This is a genomic window from Actinoplanes sp. CA-030573 (assembly GCF_050951115.1).
Classification (GTDB): Bacteria; Actinomycetota; Actinomycetes; order Mycobacteriales; family Micromonosporaceae; genus Actinoplanes.
The window spans coordinates 4,860,505-4,877,459 of the sequence record NZ_CP192038.1; the positions used below are offsets into that span (position 1 = coordinate 4,860,505).

Annotated in this window: 14 protein-coding genes; 9 read left to right on the forward strand and 5 right to left on the reverse strand. The window is 72.8% G+C overall.

What is annotated here, in order from left to right; translation table 11 throughout:
• Nucleotides 1-58: 58 nt before the first annotated feature.
• On the forward strand, nt 59-1,108 hold the full coding sequence (locus ACQP2F_RS22565) for an aldo/keto reductase (protein WP_433307086.1): 1,050 nt from the start codon (nt 59-61) through the stop codon (nt 1,106-1,108).
• On the opposite strand, the gene ald is transcribed toward ACQP2F_RS22565, so the two are convergent.
• On the reverse strand, nt 1,105-2,235 hold the full coding sequence (gene ald / locus ACQP2F_RS22570; RefSeq protein ID WP_433307088.1) for an alanine dehydrogenase: 1,131 nt from the start codon (nt 2,233-2,235) through the stop codon (nt 1,105-1,107). The two genes, ACQP2F_RS22565 and ald, sit on opposite strands and share 4 nt — an antisense overlap.
• A 133-nt stretch (nt 2,236-2,368) precedes the next feature.
• On the opposite strand from ald, the gene ACQP2F_RS22575 reads away from it, so the two are divergent.
• Nucleotides 2,369-2,836 carry an Lrp/AsnC family transcriptional regulator gene (locus ACQP2F_RS22575; protein WP_433307090.1) on the forward strand — a complete coding sequence of 156 codons (468 nt, stop codon included), beginning with the start codon at nt 2,369-2,371 and terminating at the stop codon, nt 2,834-2,836.
• On the opposite strand, the gene ACQP2F_RS22580 is transcribed toward ACQP2F_RS22575, so the two are convergent.
• Complete coding sequence (locus ACQP2F_RS22580; RefSeq protein ID WP_433307092.1) at nt 2,833-3,720, reverse strand: response regulator; 888 nt, start codon at nt 3,718-3,720, stop codon at nt 2,833-2,835. The genes ACQP2F_RS22575 and ACQP2F_RS22580 overlap by 4 nt on opposite strands.
• 155 nt (nt 3,721-3,875) lie before the next feature.
• Here ACQP2F_RS22580 and ACQP2F_RS22585 point away from each other — a divergent pair, with 155 nt between their 5' ends.
• The 6 genes from ACQP2F_RS22585 (at nt 3,876) to ACQP2F_RS22610 (ending at nt 10,039) form a co-directional block, all read left to right on the forward strand.
• Nucleotides 3,876-5,072, forward strand: coding sequence for a GAF domain-containing sensor histidine kinase (locus ACQP2F_RS22585; protein WP_433307094.1), 1,197 nt, complete (start codon nt 3,876-3,878; stop codon nt 5,070-5,072).
• A gap of 172 nt (nt 5,073-5,244) precedes the next feature.
• Nucleotides 5,245-6,615, forward strand: a complete 1,371-nt coding sequence (locus ACQP2F_RS22590; RefSeq protein WP_433307096.1) for a M36 family metallopeptidase — start codon at nt 5,245-5,247, stop codon at nt 6,613-6,615.
• Nucleotides 6,616-6,783: 168 nt separating this feature from the next.
• Nucleotides 6,784-7,236, forward strand: coding sequence for a hypothetical protein (locus ACQP2F_RS22595; protein ID WP_433307098.1), 453 nt, complete (start codon nt 6,784-6,786; stop codon nt 7,234-7,236).
• 58 nt (nt 7,237-7,294) lie between these two features.
• Complete coding sequence (locus ACQP2F_RS22600; protein ID WP_433307100.1) at nt 7,295-8,281, forward strand: hypothetical protein; 987 nt, start codon at nt 7,295-7,297, stop codon at nt 8,279-8,281.
• A gap of 48 nt (nt 8,282-8,329) precedes the next feature.
• Nucleotides 8,330-9,331, forward strand: coding sequence for a pentapeptide repeat-containing protein (locus ACQP2F_RS22605; RefSeq protein ID WP_433307102.1), 1,002 nt, complete (start codon nt 8,330-8,332; stop codon nt 9,329-9,331).
• Between the two features lie 99 nt (nt 9,332-9,430).
• The gene (locus ACQP2F_RS22610; RefSeq protein WP_433307104.1) at nt 9,431-10,039 is read left to right on the forward strand and encodes a hypothetical protein; all 609 of its coding nucleotides are present in this window, start codon (nt 9,431-9,433) and stop codon (nt 10,037-10,039) included.
• An 85-nt stretch (nt 10,040-10,124) separates the two neighbouring features.
• On the opposite strand, the gene ACQP2F_RS22615 is transcribed toward ACQP2F_RS22610, so the two are convergent.
• Together ACQP2F_RS22615 and ACQP2F_RS22620 are read right to left on the reverse strand one after the other, a co-directional pair.
• Nucleotides 10,125-11,720: a cellulase family glycosylhydrolase gene (locus ACQP2F_RS22615; protein WP_433307106.1), complete on the reverse strand. Its 1,596-nt coding sequence runs from the start codon at nt 11,718-11,720 to the stop codon at nt 10,125-10,127.
• Between the two features lie 34 nt (nt 11,721-11,754).
• Nucleotides 11,755-13,896 (reverse strand): glycoside hydrolase family 3 N-terminal domain-containing protein, encoded by a 2,142-nt coding sequence (locus tag ACQP2F_RS22620; protein ID WP_433307108.1) that lies wholly within the window; start codon nt 13,894-13,896, stop codon nt 11,755-11,757.
• 264 nt (nt 13,897-14,160) lie between these two features.
• Between ACQP2F_RS22620 and ACQP2F_RS22625 the strand changes: the two genes are divergently transcribed.
• Nucleotides 14,161-15,174 carry a LacI family DNA-binding transcriptional regulator gene (locus tag ACQP2F_RS22625; RefSeq protein WP_433307110.1) on the forward strand — a complete coding sequence of 338 codons (1,014 nt, stop codon included), beginning with the start codon at nt 14,161-14,163 and terminating at the stop codon, nt 15,172-15,174.
• Nucleotides 15,175-15,225: 51 nt separating this feature from the next.
• Here ACQP2F_RS22625 and ACQP2F_RS22630 read toward each other — a convergent pair whose 3' ends face one another.
• Complete coding sequence (locus ACQP2F_RS22630; protein ID WP_433307112.1) at nt 15,226-16,887, reverse strand: protein kinase domain-containing protein; 1,662 nt, start codon at nt 16,885-16,887, stop codon at nt 15,226-15,228.
• Nucleotides 16,888-16,955: the final 68 nt, after the last annotated feature.

A 16,955-nucleotide genomic window follows, 5' to 3' on the forward strand; every position in this document is an offset into this window, starting at 1 on the left:
AGCGGCCGCGCCGGGGTAAAGGGTGAGTTGTTCGCAGAGCGTCAGAGAGGGCGATGACATGCAATACCGGCAGCTTGGGCGGACCGGCCTGCGGGTCTCCACGTTCACCCTGGGCACCATGGGTTTCGGTGGCACCGGCTGGGCCACCCCGGTCGGCACGATCGACGTCGACGGCGCCCGGGAGGAGATCGCGATCGCCCGGGACGCCGGGGTCAACATGATCGACACGGCGGACGTCTACTCGGCGGGGCTGTCCGAGGAGATCCTCGGCCAGGCGCTGGGCGACACCCGGGAGGACTGGCTGATCGCCACCAAGGTGCGCATGCCGATGGGCGAGGGGCCGAACGACGCGGGCCTGTCCCGGCATCACATCATCCGTGGCTGCGAGGCGAGCCTGCGTCGCCTCGGCACCGACTACATCGATCTCTACCAGGTGCACGAGTGGGACGGGCACACCCCGCTCGAGGAGACCCTGACCGCGCTGGACGACCTGGTCCGCAGCGGCAAGGTCCGCTACGTGGGCTGCTCGAACTACGCGGCCTGGCACATGATGAAGGCGCTGGGCGTCTCCGAGCAACGGCAGCTGGAGCGGTTCGCCAGCAACCAGCTCTACTACTCGCTGCAGAACCGCGACATCGAGGCCGAGATCGTGCCGGCCTGCCTCGACCAGGGCGTGGGCATCCTGGTGTGGAGCCCGATCGCCGGCGGCCTGCTCTCCGGCAAGTACCGCCGCGGGGTCGAGGCCCCGGCCGGCAGCCGCCATCTGACCGACTGGTCGGAGCCGCCGGTCCACGACGAGGACAAGCTGTACGACACTATCGAGGTGGCGGTGAAGATCGGCGAGTCGCACGGCGTGTCGGCGGCGCGGGTGTCGCTGGCGTACATCGCCCAGAAGCCGGCGGTGACCTCGGTGATCGTCGGCGCCCGCACGCCTGATCAGCTGCGCGACAACCTGGCCGCCGCCGACCTGGTGCTGTCGGCCGACGAGATCGCCGCGCTCGACGACGTCAGTGGCTCACCGCTGCGCTATCCGTTCTGGCACCACCGCAACACCAGCACCGACCGCCTGTCGCCGGCCGATCTGTCGCAGATCTCGCACTACCTCTAGGACGGCTGTCCGGCCCGGAGGACGTCGGCGATCTCGACCGAGGGGAGGCCCAGCGCCTCCCCGACCTCGGCGTTCGTCAGCTGCCCGGCGTGCACGCTGAGACCCTTCGCGAGCGCGGGGTCCCGCTCCAGCGCGCCGGTCCAGCCGAGGTCGGCGAGCTTCAGCGCGTACGGGAGGGTGGCGTTCGTGAGGGCGTAGGTGGACGTGTTCGGCACCGCGCCCGGCATGTTCGCCACGCAGTAGAAGACGGTGTCGTGCACCCGGTAGATCGGGTCCTCGTGCGTGGTCGCACGTGAGTCCTCGAAGCAGCCGCCCTGGTCGATCGCGATGTCGACCAGCACCGCGCCCGGCTTCATCCGCTTGACCAGGTCGTTGGAGACCAGCTTCGGGGCCTTGGCCCCCGGCACCAGCACCGCGCCGATCACCATGTCGGCCTCGAGCACCGACTGCTCGATCGCGTACGAGCTGGACACGAGCGTCTTGACCCGGCCACCGAACTGGGCGTCGATCTGCCGCAGCCGGCCGATGTTGAGGTCGAGCACGGTGACGTCGGCGCCCATGCCGAGCGCGATGGTCGCGGCGTTGACGCCGGAGACGCCGCCGCCGATGACGGTGATCTTCGCCGGGCTCACGCCCGGGACCCCGCCCGGCAGTACGCCCCGGCCGCCGCTGCTGCGCATCAGCGAGTACGCGCCGACCTGCGGCGCGAGGCGGCCGGCGACCTCGGACATCGGGGCCAGCAGCGGCAGCGAGCCGTCGGCCAGCTGCACCGTCTCGTACGCGATGGCGGTCGTCCCGCTCTCCAGCAGCGCCCTGGTGCCCTCGGCGTCGGCGGCGAGGTGCAGGTAGGTGAAGACGACCTGGCCGGCGCGCAGCCGGTGGTACTCGACGGCGATCGGCTCCTTGACCTTGAGCAGGAGGTCGGCCTCGGCCCACACGCGGTCGGCGTCCGGCACGATGCGGGCGCCGGCGGTGGCGTAGTCGTCGTCGGTGATCGCCGAGCCCGTGCCGGCGCCGGCCTGGACGAGCACCTGGTGCCCGCGGCGGACGAGCTCGGCCACGCCGGCCGGGGTGATGGCCACCCGGTACTCGTGGTTCTTGACCTCGGTCGGCACGCCGACGATCATCGGGGTTTCCTCTCGGACGTCGTTGTCGGGGGTGCCGATAGGGTGGAACGATGTGCAGTATCGGCGCAACATGGCCGCATAAGATTCTGTCTGCACGGTAGGGAGCGAAGAACATGCGATTCGAGCGCCGCTGATGCCGGACTCGCCGAATGATCTTCGAGGGCTGGATCACACCGACCTCGAGCTGCTGGCGCTGCTCGAGGTCGACGGCCGCATGCCCAACAACGCGCTCGCCGAGCGGGTCGGCATCGCGCCGTCGACGTGCCTGACCCGCATCCGCCGGCTGCGCGAGCTGGGCGCGATCCGCGGCTTCCACGCCGACGTCGACCCGGCCTGGATCGGCCGCCCGATCCAGGCCATGATCGCCGTGCGGATCCGCTCCGACGCGCGCGACGCGATCGGCAAGTTCGCCGAGTCGCTGGCCGGCATCCCGGCCGTGCGCGACGTCTACTTCGTCTCCGGTTCCTACGACTTCCTGCTGCACGTCGCTACGGCCGACGTCGAGGACCTGCGCTCGATCATCACCGAGCGCCTGAGCGGCACCCACTTGGTGGCCGGCACCGAGACCCACCTGATCTTCGAGCACCGCCGCGGCAGCTAGCTCCGATAGGGGCCGCTCTTTCCGTCGCGGCGGCGGGCCACCAGGTCCATCACGGCCGGGGCCGTCGCGTTCAGCACGTCGGCCACGTCGCCCGGCAGGCGGCCCGGCTCCGGGTCCATCGCGGCCAGGGCGCCGACCACGAAGCCGTCCCGGTCGCGCAGCGGGACGCTCGCGTACGACCGGATGCCGCAGATCGTCGCCATCGCGATGTCGCGGTAGACCGGGTCGGCCGTGAGGTCGTGGGACACCACCGGGCGGTTGGAGCCGGCCGTCACGCCGGACGGGGTCCACTCGACCGGCATGCCGCCGGCCTCGACCACCAGATCGGGCATACCCACCGAGGCGAGCGTCAGCACGGCGTCGTTGAGCACCAGCTTGGCGGCCGCCGTGCGTACGCCGACGGTCTCCGCGATGTTGGCGACCAGGATGGCCAGGTCGAGCTCGTCCACCGGGTCGGGATCGCCCAGCAGCGAGGCCACCGCGCTCAGCCGCTGCGGATCGGTCAGCGAGCGGCCGCTGACCGGGTGCGGCCGGCTCGCCGAGAGCAGGTCGCCGGCGGCGTCGGCCACCCGCCGCAGCGGGAGCGGCTTGAACAGCACCTGGTCGAACACCTCGGGCGCCTCGTCGGGGGCGGCCGCGGTCAGCATCAGCAGCGGCAGGCCGGCGGTGTCGGCGTCGGCGCGCAGCCGGCGGCCGACGCTGAGGCCGGTCATCCCGGGCATCGTGTGGTCGAGGATGACCAGGTCGGGGTGGAACTGGGCGACCATGTGCAGTGCACGGGGGCCGGTGCCGGCCAGGTGCACCGTGTGCCCGGCGCGGCTGAGGGTGGTCTCGAGCATGCCGGCGACGTCGGCGTCGTCCTCGGCGGCAACGATCACGGCCATGGTCATCGGTCCTCTCACTGTCGTTCAGGCTGGTAGTTCGGCCGGGCCCGGGCCGGGGTGAGATCAGTCGCGGTTGCCGTTCGGTTGGCTTCCCGGCCGGATTCGGTGCGCTCCCGGCGGGTAGTAGCGTGCGGATGGGAAGGAGCAATTCGCATATGTCGGATATAGCGGCCGCCGAAGGGCGGCGCCTCGCCGCCCTGCACCGCTACGAGGTGCTGGACTCCGCGCCGGAGGCCGACTTCGACGACATCGCGCTGCTCGCGGCCCAGTTGTGCCGTACCCCGAGCGCCGCGATCACCCTCGTCACCTCCGACCGGCAGTGGCCGAAGTCCGCCATCGGCTTCGAGGGTTGCGACATCTCCCGCGAGCACTCGTTCTGCGCCCACGCGATGCGCGGCACCGAGGTCATGCAGGTGCCCGACACCCTGCTCGACCCCCGCTTCCGCACCAACCCGCTGGTGACCGGCGAGCCGTACCTCCGCTTCTACGCCGGCGCCCCGCTGGTCACCTCCGACGGCGAGCCGCTGGGCAGCCTGTGCGTGCTGGACCACGAGCCGCGGCTTCTCAACCCGGCCGAGTGCGCGGGCCTGCGCACCCTGGCCAAACACGTGATGGCCCAGCTCGAGCTGCGCCAGTACGCCCGCGGCCTGGACCGGGCCAACGAGCGGCTGCGCGACGCCGACCGGGTCAAGGACGAGTTCATCTCCCGGATCACGCATGAGCTGCGCACCCCGCTGACCTCGATCAACGGGTACCTGGAGGTGCTCGGCGACGTCCCGCCCCAGGACGGCCACGAGTTCCTGGCCCGCATCCGCCGCAACTCCGACCGGCTGATGGCCCTGGTCGACGACATGCTGCTGGCCGCGCAAGCCGGCCAGAGCGCGCTGGTGCTGCGCCGCACGGTGATCGACCTCGCCGAGCTGGCCCGGGCCGCGGTGGCGCGCAACGAGGTGCTCGCCGCCGGCCGCGGCCTGCGCCTGTGGGCCGACGCGCCCGAGCCGGTGCCGGTGCACGCCGACGAGCAGCGTCTGGGGCAGGCGCTCGAGCGGCTCGTGCTCAACGCGGTCAAGTTCACCCCGCGCGGCGACATCCGGGTGCGGACCGCCGCGCTCGGCGACGAGGCACTTCTGGAGGTACGCGACACCGGCATCGGCATCGGTCCCGCCGACCGGGAGCGGGTGCTGGCGCCGTTCCGCCGCACCGCCGACGCCGAGCGCCACGAGGTCCAGGGGGCCGGGCTCGGCCTGAGCATCGTCAAGGCGATCGTCGACGCCCACGGCGGCGCCCTGGCCATCGAGAGCGACCCGGGCCGCGGCGCGGCCGTCTCGATCCGCCTGCCGACCGGTGGATAGCGCGCGAGTTCTGTCGTAGGCGGGCCCTATCTTGCCCCCACCCAGTGACCGGGTGGGCTGCTGAGTGCCACCCACGCAGATCATTTACATATTTCCATCGCTCGCGGCGTTGGCTAGGCTCGCCTCCCTCTGAGGAACTACGTGGGGGGTGTCCTTGAAGAGGACGATTCGTGTGCTCGCGCCGCTGGTCACGATGGGTCTCGTGGTCGCCGGCGGCAGCGCCGCGCAGGCCGCGCCGCCGGTGCCGGGCGATCTCGAGCTGGTCCAGTCGCGCCAGTCCCTGCTCGGCACGCACACCTGGTATCAACAGACCTATCGGGGAATCCCGGTCTTCGGCGGTTATTACGCCACGCACACCTCGCACGGCGTGCGCACGGTCGACGACGGCCGCAAGCCGGTCACCGGGCTGTCCTCGCCGACGGCCGGCCTGACCTCGCAGCGGGCCAAGTCGTCGGTCGCCGGCCGGCTCGGCCGGCAGCCGGCGGACGCGTCGCTGGTGATCATGCCGGGCGCCCGGGCCAAGCTGGCGTGGATGACGTTGACGCCGACCAGCCGGGGCACCTACCGCACCCTGGTCGACGCCGGCTCGGGCGCGGTGCTGCACGAGGAGAACACGGCCCAGCAGGCGGACGGCGTCGGCCGCGTCTTCGATCCCAACCCGGTGGTCCGGCTGCAGGACGAGTCGCTGACCGACAACGACGACGCCGACGGGCCGCAGTTCACCAGGGCCTATCGCACCGTACGGCTGACGCAGCTCGACAAGGGCAGATCCACCCTGCAGGGCCGGTACGCCAACAACATCAGTGAGAACGCCGTGACCTCGCGGTACCGGGTCTACCTCTACCACCGCTCGCAGCCCGGCTTCGAGCAGGTGATGGGCTACTACAGCATCACCTCGGCCCAGGAGTACATCCACCGGCTCGGGTTCCGCCACGTCAACAGCGAGCCGCAGGACTACAGCACCACCGGCTACACCGACGACAACTCGTACTACGACCCCAGCGTGGACGCGATCACCTTCGGCACCGGCGGCGTCGACGACGCCGAGGACAACGAGGTGATCTGGCACGAATACGGCCACGCGATCCAGGACGACCAGGTGCCCGGCTTCGGCGAGTCGGAGGAGGCCGGCGCGATCGGCGAGGGCTTCGGCGACTACTGGGCGGTGACCATGTCCCAGGCGACCAGCCCGGACACGGCCGTCACCCCATGGCCGTGCGTGATGGACTGGGACTCCACCTCGTACACCGTCGACACCCCGCACTGCCTGCGGCGCACCGACGGCCCGAAGCTCTACCCCGGCGACCTCGACGGCGAGGTGCACGACGACGGCGAGATCTGGTCGCACGCGCTCTGGAACATCAACGGCGCGCTCGGCCGGACCGCCGCCAACCGGGTGATCCTCGAGGCCCAGTTCCTCTTCAACCCCGAGATCACCATGCCGCAGGCCGCCGAGCGCACCGTGCTGACGGCCCGCGCGCTCTACGGCCCGCACGCGGCGGCGAAGGTGCGTGCCGCCTTCCGCGACCGCGGCATCCTGTAGGACCGGCCGCGGGCCCGGCCACCGGCGGCGGTGGCCGGCCCCGCGGCTCACTCCGGCCCGGTCGGTCGATGTGGTCATGGCCGTGCCGGGCCTACCCTCCGGTTGTCGGCCATGGAGGGCACCGTGAACCGATCGGGTCGTCGGCCACGCGCCGCTGGTCTCGTCACGGTGCTGCGTATCTGGTGGCTGACCGCTCCGCACATCGGGCCGGGCGTCGGCCTGCCCGGCCACCCGGATGCGATTCCCCGGCGGATCGCCTGCCTGGCGCCCGAGCACCAGGGCTGGGCCGCTCACCCGGCGTTCGAGTCGGACTCCGGCCGCGGGGGACGCTGTACCGAGGACGGCCGGGTCTCGTTCCTCTACACCGCCTGCGTGCCGGACTGCCCCGCGCTCCTGGCCAGCAGCGACTTCGCCAACTGGTGGTGCGCGAAGGGCCACGCCGCCCGCGGACTGCTCTGTCCGCTCTGCGCCGGCATCGGCACCTTCGCCGACCGGTACTGGTGGTGCCCGGGTGGCCATCGCTATCGTCACCGGAAAGGCACCTGCCGCCATTGCCGGATCGGGCTCGTGACCGCGGCCGACCGGATGTGGCGCTGCCAGTTCTGCGGCCTGACGAACTGAAGCGGGGGACCGGGTGAGCACCGATGTCATGGGGGCCGTCGGTGGCGGTGCCGGCCGCGTGGGCCGGTACTTTTCGGTGGTCAGCGCCTTACCGTCGACGGTCTTCTTCGCGTACGTCTACGTGCTCATCCGCACCGGCGCCTGGAGCGGCCCGGTGCGCTGGTCGGCGGTCGTCGACTTCGATCCGGCCCAACTGGTCGTGGTCGGCCTGGCCGCGCTCGTGCTGTCGCTCGCGCTCAACCCGTTGCAGGTCGAGCTCATCCGCCTCTTCGAGGGCTACTGGGGCAGCCGGCCGCTGGCCCAGGAGCTGGCCACCATGCGGATCATGCACCACCGGCGGGCGCTGGCCGCCCACCGCGGCGAGGCCACCGCGGCCGCCAAGGACCTGGACGCCGAGCGCCTGGCCGACGACGACGCCCCACCGGAGACGGTGGCCCGGGCCGTGCGGCTGTTCACCCACAACCGGGCCGCCGCCGGCTATCCCGAGCGGCCGTCGCAGGTCCTGCCCACGCGCCTCGGGAACGTGCTGCGCTCGTACGAGTCGCGGGTCGGCCGACCGTACGGGATCGACGCCATCCGCACCGTGCCCCGGCTCGCGATGGTCGCCGGCGAGCGCGAGATCGCGTACCTCGAGAACCAGCGCACGCAGCTGGAGCTGGCCATCCGCACGGCACTGCTGAGCCTGCTGGCGGCCGTCGTCACCACGTTCTTCTTCTGGTGGCACGGATGGTGGCTCCTGCTGGCCCTCGTGCCGTACGCCGTCGCCTTCCTCTCCTACCGCGGCTCGGTCGCGCTCGCCCACGAGTACGGGCTCAGCATGGCCGTCCTGGTCGACCTCGGCCGCTTCCCCCTCTACGACGCCATGCGCCTGCCGTCGCCGCGCAGCCACGACGCCGAGTACGCCCAGAACCAGCGGCTCATGGACGTCTTCGGCTTCGGCGGTGCGAATCTCGGCCGGTACGCGGAGCCGGTCGCCGCCACGTCCCCGCCTGACGGGCCACCGCCCGGCGGGCCGTCGCCCGATGCGGACACGCAGGAGGCCTGACGCCGCCGGGTATTGGCGTTCTTCGACGTCGGCTGCGACGATGCGGGCATGGCGTCACCGGAGGAGACCCGACCGGGCGACGAGGCGCCGGAACTCCCGACCGAGGATGTCGGCGGCCCCGGCGACCTCCCGCCGCCCGTGCCGATTCCGCGGGCCGAGCCGTTCACCGCCGGGTCGCCTTCGGCGGCCGGCCCGGCGTCCACCGGGTCGGTGACGGACGCCGGCGCCGGGCAGCGTGGCCACCCGGGGTCCACCGGGTCGCTGACGGACGCCGGCGCCGGGCAGCGTGGCCACCCGGGGTCCACCGGGTCGCCGACCGACGCCGGCGCCGGGCAGTCCGGCCGCACGGCGGGAACTGCTTCGCCGCCGCGTCCGCGGGACCGGCTGCTCTGGCTCTGGCCGATCGTCGCGGTGATCGCGATGGCCTGGGCCGGCGAGGTCTTCGGCCCGTTCGGCGCCCTGCTCACCGGCGTCGCCACGATCGGGGCGCTGGCGTTCTGGCTCGGTGGCACCTTCTTCACCGACCGGAGCCGGCTCGGCATCGGGGTCGTGGTCGGCCTGGCGGTTCTGGTCGTGGTCTACGGCCACGCCCGGGGCTGGCCGGCGCTCAGCAGCCACCCGGCCGAGTCGGTGGCCGGGGTGACGACGGCCGCGACGCCCCGGAGCGGCCTCAAGGCCGGCGCGCGGGTCGGCGGGGCGAACCTCGACGGGCTCGTGCTTCCCTACGCCGACCTCACCGGGCTCGACGCCACCGGTACGTCGCTGCGGCGGGCCACCCTGGAGGGAACGACGCTGCGGGACGCCACCCTGCGCGGCGCCGACCTGCAGCTCGCGTCCCTGCGCCGGGCCGACCTGCGGGGAGCGGATCTGAGCGGGGCCGACCTGCGCGGCGCGGATCTGCGTGACGCCTGCCTGCAGGGCGCCGACCTCTCGGGCGCGCAGCTGGCCGGGGCCGACGCGCTGGGCGCCGCGACGGCCGGCGTGATCGGCGCATCGGTGGCGGCCGCCCGGAACTGGCCGCGGGCGGGGCAGAGCGCGGCCTGCGCCTGACCGGCGGCCGGTTTCGCAACGGCGCCGCAACCGCGCCGGCAACCGTGCCGCACCCGGCCGGGCGCACGATCGGATCACCCCCGATCGCAAGGAGTCACCGTGCGTTTCCGTCGTGTAGCCGTCGCTGCGGCGCTGGCCACCGCTGTCGTTCTGCCCACCGCCTCGACCGTCGCGGTCGCCGCCCCGGGAAGTGGTGCCGCCGGCTACCAGGCCGCCAAGTCGGCCAAGCCGAGCAAGCCCAGTAAGCCCAGTAATCCCAGTAAGCCCAGTAAGCCGGCCAAGCCGAGCAAGCCGGCGAAGGTCAAGTTCGCCGCCACCGGCGTCGTCACCGCGGTCGACGCGACCGCCGGCACGCTCACGGTGAAGGTCAAGGGCGGCACCAAGGACGTCCGCCGTGGCACGGTGACGATCGCGGTGCCGGCCGGGACGCGCATCAACGTCAACGGCTCGGGCAAGACGCTGGCCGACATCGCGGCCGGCTTCGGCGTCACCGTGACCGGCACCCACGCCGGGACGGTCTACACCGCGGCGGCGATCCAGGCCCGCGGGAAGAAGCCGGCCGGCAAGCCGTCGGCCTCGCCGACCGCGAGCCCGACGGCGAGCCCGACCGTGAGCCCGTCGCCGTCGGACGAGAGCCCGTCGCCCTCGGACGATGTGACGCCCGAGCCGTCCGACACCCCGGAGCCGTCTCTGACGCCGGAGGCCTGACGGTCCCGCGACCCTGGGAAGGGGTGAGCGGTGCGGGCCGCCCGGAGGCCCGCACCGCTCGGTCTCGGAAAGGGTTACCGCAAGGTCAGGCGCAGGTGGCGCCGTTCAGCTTCACCGACGCCGGCGTGCTGGCCGTGCCGTTGGCGGTGAAGCCGATCGTCACCGAGGCGCCCGCGGCCAGCGACGACGCGTACGACGGCGCGGCCGCCGTCACCGTCGTGCCGCTCTGGGTCACGGTGGCGTTCCAGCCGTTGACCAGCGTGACGCCGGACGGCCAGGTCCAGGTCGCCGACCACGGGTTGAGCGTCCCGCCGCCGGTGTTCTTCACGGTCACCGAGCCCTGGAAGCCGCCCTGCCAGGCGTTGTCCTGCTTGTAGGTCACGGTGCAGGCGCCGGCGGCCGGCGGCGTCGAGGTCGAGGCGGACGGGGTCGGCCCGGTCGGTGAGGTGGTCGGCCCGGTGCCGCCGCCGACCGGCGGGATCAGGTACGGCTGGATGATCGACTGCTTGGCCTGGTTGATCGTGGTCCAGTCGTCGTTGGCGATGCCGCCGGTGTCACCCGAGTTCGGGTTCCACGACCAGTACGTGAACGACATGCCGTTGACACCCGTCCCGGTGTACTTCAGCAGCTCCTGCAGCCAGATCTTGTCGACGTTGGCCTGCAGCGTCGTCCCGAACTCGCCCATCATGATCGGCGCGATGTTCTGCTTGTAGAGGTAACCCCAGTAGTGGTCCCAGATCGCCGGCATGTTCGCCGGGTACGACGGGTCGTCGAACCAGGCCTGGTGGTAGACCGACGTGGCGTACTCGTGCGGGGAGTAGACCAGCCGGTTGGCGACCGACAGGCGTACCGGGAAGTCGCCCGCCTTGGAGAGGTTGCCACCCCACCAGCCGCAGTCCTCGTCGTTGCTGGGGTCGTTGTCCCAGACGTTGGAGAGGCCGCCGCTCGGGCAGGACACGCCCTCCACGAAGATCAGCCAGTTCGGCTGCACCGAGAGGATCGCGTTGCCGGCCCGCTCGGCCGCCAGCCGCCAGTCCCGCGCGGTGTCGCCGCAGCCCCAGCACGCGCCGGTGGCCGCCGGGTTGGTCCCCTCCGCGTGCGGCTCGTTGTGCAGGTCGGCGCCGATGACCGTGGTGTTGCCCGCGTACCGGCGGGCCAGCGCCTGCCAGTCGGCGATCCACGTGCTCTCCGGTACGCCCGAGGTGTACCAGAGCGCGGTCTGCCCGGCCGACGTCGGGCGGTGGCGGTCGAGGATGACCCGCATGCCCTTGGTGCCGGCGTACGCGATCACCTTGTCCAGGATCTGCAGGGGCGAGTTGCCGACCAGGTCGGGGTTGACGTAGTCGTTGATCCCGGTCGCCGTCGCCCCGGCCTTGAGCGCGTCGTCCGAGAACGGGATGCGCAGCGTGTTGTAGCCGAGCGAGGCCATCGTGTCGAGCTGGCCGCGCCACGGGTTGCTCGACCACAGACCGTGGAAGGTCTTGTTGTCGGTCTCCATGCCGAACCAGTTGATCCCGGTCAGCCGGACGGTCGCTCCGGTGCTGTCCACGATCTTGTTGCCGCTGGTGTGCAGGTAGCCGGTTCCCGTGCCGCCGGTGGCGGCGGAGGCGGGCAGGGCGGTGACGATGCCGGCGATGAGGGCGCCGGCGGCGGCCGTCGCTAAGGCGACGCGTCGGAACATGTGGTGCTCCTACGGGTGGGAGGGGACGGGGAGTCTACGTGGCGGCACAGGTGCCGTCGCGCGTCTTGCAACCGCCGGGGATCGGGACGGTGATCACCAGCGGGGTCGAGGGGGCCGAGCGGTTCCCGGCCTTGTCGCGTGCCACCACGCTGAACGTGTAGCGGGCGCCGGGGGTCAGGCCGCCGAGGCGGAACGAGGTGGCGGTGGTGGTGCCGGCCAGGGCGTTGTCCTCGAGCACGTCGTAGCCGTCGAGCCCGCTGCCGCCGGTGTCGGTCGAGGCCATCCAGCTCAGCCGCAGCGCCGTCGCGGTCACCGAGGGCGCGGCCGGGGCGCCGGGCACGCTCGGCGGGGCGCTGTCGGCGCCGCGATCGGCATAGGAGAGCCCATAGCCGTACGCGTAAAGCCCGCTCTTGCCGTCGCCGTCGTTGATCGGCTCCTGGTCGCTCGAGCGGGGCCAGGTGATCGGCAGCCGTCCGGTGGGTGCGTAGTCGCCGAACAGCACGTCGGCCACGCCCGCGCCCTCGCTGCCCGGCAGCCAGGCCGCCACCAGCGCGTCCCAGCGACCGGCCTCGGCCGCGATGTCGAGCGGCCGGCCGCTGACCATGACCACGACCAGCGGGACGCCGGCCGCTTCGAGCTTGGCCAGGGTCGCCCGGTCCTCGTCGTCGAGCCCGAGGCCGCCGGGGGCGTCGCCCTCGCCCTCCGCGTACGGCGTCTCGCCGATCACCGCGATCGCCGCCCGGTAGGTGCCGTCGACGCCTTCGCCGTACCGCTCGTAGTCGACCTCGGTCCCGGATCCGGCGACGTCCCGGATGCCCTGCAGGACGGTGGTGCCGCCGGGGACCGTGGCGCCGCTCGCGCCCTGCCAGCTGACCGTCCAGCCGCCGCACTGGTTGCCGAGGTCGTCCGCGCTCTTGCCGGCCACGAAGATCTTGCCGCCCGACCTGGCCAGCGGCAGGACGTCGTTCTGGTTGCGCAGCAGCACCTGCGACTCGCGCACGGCCTGGCGGGCCAGCGCGCGGTGCGCGGCGCTGCCGACGGTGTCCGCGTACGCGCGATCCGCGTACGGCTTCTCGAAGAGCCCCAGCTCGAACTTCTTGGTCAGGATCCGGCTGACGGCGTCGTCGATGCGCGATATCGGGATCTCGCCGCCCTGAACCGCCGCCCGCAGGTAGCCGAGGAACGTCTGCCAGTTCTCCGGCACCATCAGCATGTCGAGACCCGCGTTGACCGCGGTGACCACCTCGGCCCGGGTGAAGCCGGGCTGCCCGTCGAGCTGGTCGATGGCGGCCCAGTCCGAGATCGTGATGCCGGTGAAGCCGAGCTCCTTCTTGAGCACGTCGGTGATCAGGTACTTGCCGGCGTGCATCTTCAGGCCGTTGACGCTGCTGAACGAGATCATCACCGCCCCGACGCCCCGGTCGACCGCGGCCTCGAACGGCGGCAGGTGGATCTTTCGCAGGTCGGCCTCGCCGAGCTCGGTGTCGCCCTGGTCGTCGCCGCCGGTGGTGCCGCCGTCGCCGAGGTAGTGCTTGGCCGTCGCCAGGATCCGCGCCGGCCCCGTCTGCAGCCCGTCCACGATCGTGGTCATCCCGGTCGCGATCGCGGGGTCCTCGCCGAACGACTCGTAGGTGCGGCCCCACCGGTCGTCACGGGCCACGCAGAGGCAGGGCGCGAACGTCCAGTCCGGCCCGGCGCCGGTGACCTCCTCGGCGGTGGCGGTGCCGATCCGCCGCACCAGGGCCGGGTCGCGGGTGGCGCCGAGGCCGATGTTGTGCGGGAAGATCGTCGAGCCGGGCACGTTGTTGTCGCCGTGCACGGCGTCCGTCCCGTACAGCATCGGGATCTTGAGGGGGGTGGCCAGCGCGCCGCGCTGGTAGGCGTCGTACATGTCCGCCCACCCGGCCGGGGTGTTGTCCTCCGGCGCCGAGCCGCCGCCGGAGAGCACCGAACCCAGGCGGAACTCGGTGACCTGCGCGGGGGTGACGCCGTCCCGCTCGGCCTGGGTCATCTGCCCGATCTTGTCGGCCAGCGACATGCGGCCCAGCAGGTCGGCGACGCGGTCGCGCACCGGCGCGCCCGCCTTCACCGCCGCCTTGTCTCCCGGACCGCCGGAGCAGCCGGTCAGCGCCAGCGCGGCGGCGAGCGCCCAGACCCAGCGCCGATCGACTCGCATGTCATTTCCCCCGAACGTTTCCATCGAATGACATCATCGTGTCATGGGAGCGCTCCCATCTCAATGTCTTGCTACCGTGCCCGCGTGGATCGGCTCGCACGATGGTCTGATCGCGGCCGGCCTCGCGGCGATCTACCGTGCGCGGCGAGGCGAAGGTGGCGGGCTGATCATGTGCGGGGCTGCGCAATGCAGGTACTTTGTGTCGGGCGTGGCGTCGGTCGCGCTGTCGGGCGTGGCGAGCGTCGCGCGTAGGAGGTGCGAGGGATGACGACGGACCGGAGCCGGGCGACCGGCCGGCCGACCCTGGAAGAGGTGGCGCTGCGTGCCGGCGTCGGCCGCGGCACGGTCTCCCGGGTCGTGAACGGGTCGGCGCAGGTCAGCCCCCGGGCCAAGCAGGCGGTCGAGGACGCGATCGCCGAGCTCGGCTACGTGCCGAACCGGGCGGCCCGCACGCTGGTGACCCAGCGGACCGACTCGGTCGCGCTGGTCGTCTTCGAGTCCGGCGAGCGGTTCTTCGCCGAGCCGTTCTTCGGCCGCATCGTGCAGGCCGTCTCGTCCGTGCTGGTGGCCCGCAACCTGCAGATGGTCCTCATGATCGCGCAGGCGCCCGAGGAACGCCGCCGGCTCGAGGGCTACCTGACCCGCCAGCACGTCGACGGCGCGCTGCTGCTCTCGCTGCACGGCGACGACCCGCTGCCGGCGCTGCTCGAGGAGCGCGGCGTGGCCACGGTCCGGGTCGGCCGCCCGATCTACAACACCGAGCGTGGCACCTTCGTCGACGCCGACAACCGGGCCGGCGCACGCGAGGCCGTCGCGTACCTGCAGGCCCAGGGCCGCCGCTGCATCGCCGCCATCACCGGCCCGCTGGACCTGGCCGCCGGCATCGCCCGCCTCGACGGCTACCGCGACGTGGTCGGCGACGGCCCGGTGGCGTTCGGCGACTTCAGCCAGGAGAGCGGCGCCGCCGCGATGTACCGCCTGCTCGAGCAGTACCCCGAGGTCGACGGCGTGTTCGCCGCCTCCGACACGATGGCCGCCGGCGCGCTGCGGGTGCTGCGCCAGTTCGGCCGCCGCGTCCCCGAGGACGTCGCCCTGATCGGCTTCGACGACTCGGTCATCGCCCGCCACACCGAGCCCCCGCTGACCAGCGTCGACCAGCCGATCGCCGAGATGGGCCGCGAGATGGTGCGCCTGCTGCTGGCCAAGCTGGACGGCGACGACGAGGGCGACCGGGAGGTCGTGCTGCCCACCCGCCTGGTGATCCGCGGCTCCGCCTAGCGGTGCGCTCGGCCGCGCGATGCGGCGTTCCCGGCCGCGCGATGCGGCCGGCTACATTCCGGCGGCGCGGTCCAAATCGGTCACCCGGGCTCGCAGCACGGCGGCCTGGGCGGGGGTGAGGGCGTCGTCCTCGCCGGTGCGCTGGGCGATCTTCCGGCGTAGCTGCGCGACCTGGGCGTCCACGTCCTTGCCGTCCGAGCGGCCCAGGTTGCGGATGAGGTTGAGGAAGTCGGTGGCGACGTCGCCGCGGATGCTGCCGTTGGCCCGGCCGTTCTCGACCGCGGAGCGCAGGTTGCTCAGGGCGTCGTCGAAACTGAGCTTGGGCGTGGGCGACGTGGTGGTGGGCGCGGCGCTGGACGGCCTGGTCGCGGGCGGTGCGACCGGCGGGTCGAGCGAGTACAGGAGCGTGGCGGTCGGGGCGGCCGCGGGGGTGTCGTGCTTCTCCTGAGGGCGGTTGACCACGGCGTAGATGCCGCCGGCCGCGACCAGGAGAGCCAGGACGCCGAGGACGAAGGCCAGAGGGCGCTTCGGCGGCGCCGTCGTCAGGGGCAGGGTGTCGGCCGCGACCCGGCCGGAGACGGGCTCGGGCCAGACCATCTCGGCCACCCGCGGACGGACGGGTGAGGCCCCGGCGGCGAACTGTGGTGCCAGGACGGGCTGCGGCGACGTCGGCCGGGTGGCCGGCGGGGCGGATGCCGGCCGGGTGGCCGGTGGGGCGGATGTCGGCCGGGTGGCCGGTGGGGCGGATGTCGGCCGGGTGGCCGGTGGGGCGGATGTCGGCCGGGTGGCAGGCGGCGGGGCCGATGCGGGCCGGGCTGCGGGCCGCGCCGAGGTGCGCACCGCGGCGGGCGCCGGCCGGGCGGCGGACGCGGCCGGCTCGGCGGCGGGCGCATCCGGATCGGGCTGGTCGGCCAGCCACAGGGAGGTGAGGGTGAAGCGCACCTCGCTCGCCGGCGGGCGGTCGGCCGGGTTCTCGGCCAGGCAACCCTCGACCACGGCGCGGAAGTCGGTGGGCAGCGACTCGGGGAGTGTGCGCGGGCCGGAGAGGCGGGCCTCGTCGAGCTCCTCCCAGGTCTCCACCGGGTACGGCGGCTGGCCGGTCACCATCTCGAACAGCAGCACGCCCAGGCCGTACACGTCGGTGGCCGGCTCGGCCGGCATGCCGTCCAGGCGCTCGGGCGCGACGTAGGCCGGCGTGCCGAAGGTGGCGCCGGTGTCGTCGTCGTCGGGTTCGCCGGCGGTGGCGCTGATGCCGAAGTCGAGGATCTTCACGCCGGTGGGGGTGAGCATGACGTTGCCGGGCTTGATGTCGCGGTGGACGACGCCGCCGGCGTGGGCGGCGGCCAGCGCGTCGGCCACCGCGGCGCCGACGCGGGCGGCCTCCGGCCAGGTGAACGTCTCGCGGACCAGGCGGGCCGCGACCGTCTCGCCGGCCAGCAGCTCCATCACGACGAACGGTGACACGGTCCCGTCCGGGCGCACCGCCTCGCGGTAGTCGTGGACCGCGGCGATGGCCGGATGCTGCAGCTTGGCCGCCATCCGGGCCTCGCGCCAGACGACCTGCGGGCCCTTCGGCAGCTTCACCGCGACGTTGCGGTCCAGCGACTCGTCGCGGGCGTGCCAGATCTGCGCCATGCCGCCGGTCTCGAGGAGGGCGACCAGGCGGTAGCGCGCGGCCAGCAGGGTTCCCGCGCCGGGCCACTCATCGCTCATTGTCGAACATTCGCCCGGCTCGCCCCCGAGTGTCAACCTCGGGGGCGATCGCGGACGGCGATCTTTCG